Raw genomic sequence first — 2,637 nt, forward strand, 5'->3', positions numbered from 1 at the left:
GATGACGGCCAACCTGCTCGATTACGACCTCGAGGGTCTGGCCGCGTTCTGCGCGGAACTCGGCGAGAAGAAGTTCCGCGCGACCCAGCTGTTCCGCTGGATCCACCAGAAGGGCGCCAGCGACTTCGGCCAGATGACCGATCTGGCCAAGTCGCTGCGCGAGAAGCTGGAGGCCAACGCCTGCATCCAGGGCCTGGCGATCCTCTCCCAGCACGAATCCGCGGACGGCACCATCAAGTGGCTGTTCGACGTCGGCGGCGGCGAGGCCGTCGAGGCGGTGTTCATCCCCGAGGACGACCGCGGCACGCTGTGCGTGTCCTCGCAGGCCGGCTGCGCGGTGGGCTGCCGCTTCTGCTCCACCGGCCACCAGGGTTTCTCGCGCAACCTCACCACCGGCGAGATCATCGCCCAGCTGTGGTTCGCCGAGCACTTCCTGCGCCGCCACCTGGGCACCAACGGCGAGCGCGTCATCTCCAACGTGGTGATGATGGGCATGGGCGAGCCGCTGCAGAACTACCAGGCGCTGGTGCCGGCGCTGCGCATCATGCTGGACGACCACGGCTACGGCCTGTCGCGCCGGCGCGTGACGGTCTCCACCTCCGGCGTCGTGCCGATGATGGACCGCCTGGCCCAGGATTGCCCGGTGGCCCTGGCGGTGTCGCTGCACGCGCCGAACGACGAACTGCGCGACAAGCTGGTCCCGCTCAATCGAAAGTACCCGGTCGCGGAGCTGCTGGACGCCTGCAACCGCTACCTCGAACACGCGCCGCGCGACTTCATCACCTTCGAGTACGTGATGCTCGATGGCGTGAACGACCAGCCGGAGCACGCGCGCGAGCTCGCCCACCTGGTGCAGCACCACGCGGGCCGCGGCGTGTCGTGCAAGCTCAATCTGATCCCCTTCAATCCCTTCCCCGCCTCCGGGCTGGTGCGATCCCCGCAACAGCGGGTGCAGGCATTCGCGAAAATGCTGAGTGATGCTGGTATCGTGACGACGGTGCGGAAGACGCGCGGCGACGACATCGACGCCGCCTGCGGCCAGCTGGCCGGCGACGTCAAGGACCGCACCCGCGTGGACCGGCGCATCGCGCAGCAGCGCATGATCGTCCTGAAGCCGGTGCCCGCGCACAGCACGAAGGAGGCTTAGCAAGATGAGGATGGCCATGGGGGGGCGCGCACGCTCCGCGGCGCGCTGGCTCGCGGCCGCGGCGCTCGCATCGGCGGCGGGTTCGGCATTGCTCGCGGGCTGCGCCGCCGCGCCGGCCGCGCAGCCGTCGGCCAGCGCGAACATCGTCACGCCGTCCGAGGAAACCGAGACGCGCAAGCGCGCGCGCATCCGGCTCGAGCTCGCGACCGGCTACTTCCAGGAAGGCAAGACCGAGATCGCGCTCGACGAGCTGAAGCAGTCGATCGCGACCGATCCGACCCTGGGCGACGCCTACAACCTGCTGGGCCTGGTCTACATGCGCCTGGGCGACAACCGCCAGGCCGAAGAGGGCTTCCGCAAGGCGCTGGCGATCAACCCGCGCGACGCCAACGCGCACCACAACTACGGCTGGCTGCAATGCCAGCAGGGGCGCTATCCCGAAGCGACGCGTTCCTTCGAGCAGGCGATGGCCAACCCGCTCTACCCGGACAAGGCCAAGACGCTGATGGCCCAGGGCCTGTGCCAGGCCCGCGCCGGCCAGCGCGCGGAGGCGGAGCACAGCCTGGCGCGCTCCTACGAGCTCGATGCCGGCAATCCCATCACCGGCTACAACCTGGCCCAGCTGCTGTACATGCGCGGCGACTACCAGCGCGCCCAGTTCTACATCCGCCGCCTGAACAACAGCGAGCTGGCCAATGCCGAATCGCTGTGGCTCGGCATCAAGGTGGAAAACCGCATGCACGACACGGTGGCGATGAACCAGCTGAGCGAGCAGCTGCGCAAGCGCTTCCCGCAGTCGCGCGAGCGCCAGGCGCTGGAGCGGAAGGCCTTCGATGAGTGAGTACCAGGCCAGCGCGCCGGACGGCGTGAGCGCCGGCACCCTGCTGCGGCAGGCCCGCGAGGCGGCCGGCCTGCACGTGGCGACCCTGGCGGCCAACCTCAAGGTGCCGGTGCGCAAGCTCGAGGCGCTGGAGGAAGACCGCTACGAGGAACTGCCCGACGCCGTGTTCGCGCGTGCGCTCGCTTCCAGCGTGTGCCGCACGCTGAAGGTCGACCCGGCGCCGGTGCTGCAGCGGCTGCCGCAGACGCCGCAGCCGCGGCTGGCCGAGGGACAGGCGATCAACGCGCCGTTCCGCTCGCCCAGCGACGGGCCGGCGCCCGGGCTGCTGAAGCAGGTCTCGCGTCCCGTCGTGCTGACCGTCGTGCTGCTGCTGCTGGCGGCGCTGGGACTGATCGTGCTGCCCTATGCGCAGCGGGGCTTCGATACCGTGATGCAGGCCACCCGCGGCGCCGCGCCGGCCGAAGCGCCCACCACCGACGCCCGGCCCGAACAACCGACCACCGAGCCCGCGGCCGCCACGGGCAGCATCGAAGGCCTGCCGGCCGCGCCCGCCTCGGCCGCCGGTGGCGTGCCCACGGCCGCGGCCGTCACGCAGGCGCCGGACGCCGCGGCACCGGGCAATCCTGCCGCTGCGCCCTCCGGCGCGGCC

General features: G+C 70.8%; 3 protein-coding genes. All 3 read left to right on the forward strand.

What is annotated here, in order from left to right:
• The first annotated feature begins 1 nt into the window (after position 1).
• A complete protein-coding gene (gene rlmN / locus VFM98_RS20115; RefSeq protein WP_325111671.1) occupies positions 2–1,147 on the forward strand; it encodes a 23S rRNA (adenine(2503)-C(2))-methyltransferase RlmN in 1,146 nt (381 codons plus the stop codon).
• Positions 1,148–1,163: 16 nt separating this feature from the next.
• Positions 1,164–1,988 (forward strand): type IV pilus biogenesis/stability protein PilW, encoded by an 825-nt coding sequence (gene pilW, locus VFM98_RS20120; protein WP_325111672.1) that lies wholly within the window; start codon positions 1,164–1,166, stop codon positions 1,986–1,988.
• The coding region (locus VFM98_RS20125) for a helix-turn-helix transcriptional regulator (RefSeq protein ID WP_325111673.1) at positions 1,981–2,637 on the forward strand (657 nt) is incomplete at its 3' end. The genes pilW and VFM98_RS20125, both read left to right, overlap by 8 nt.

Origin of the sequence: Ramlibacter sp., assembly GCF_035706265.1 — a bacterium.
Lineage (GTDB): Bacteria > Pseudomonadota > Gammaproteobacteria > Burkholderiales > Burkholderiaceae_C > Ramlibacter.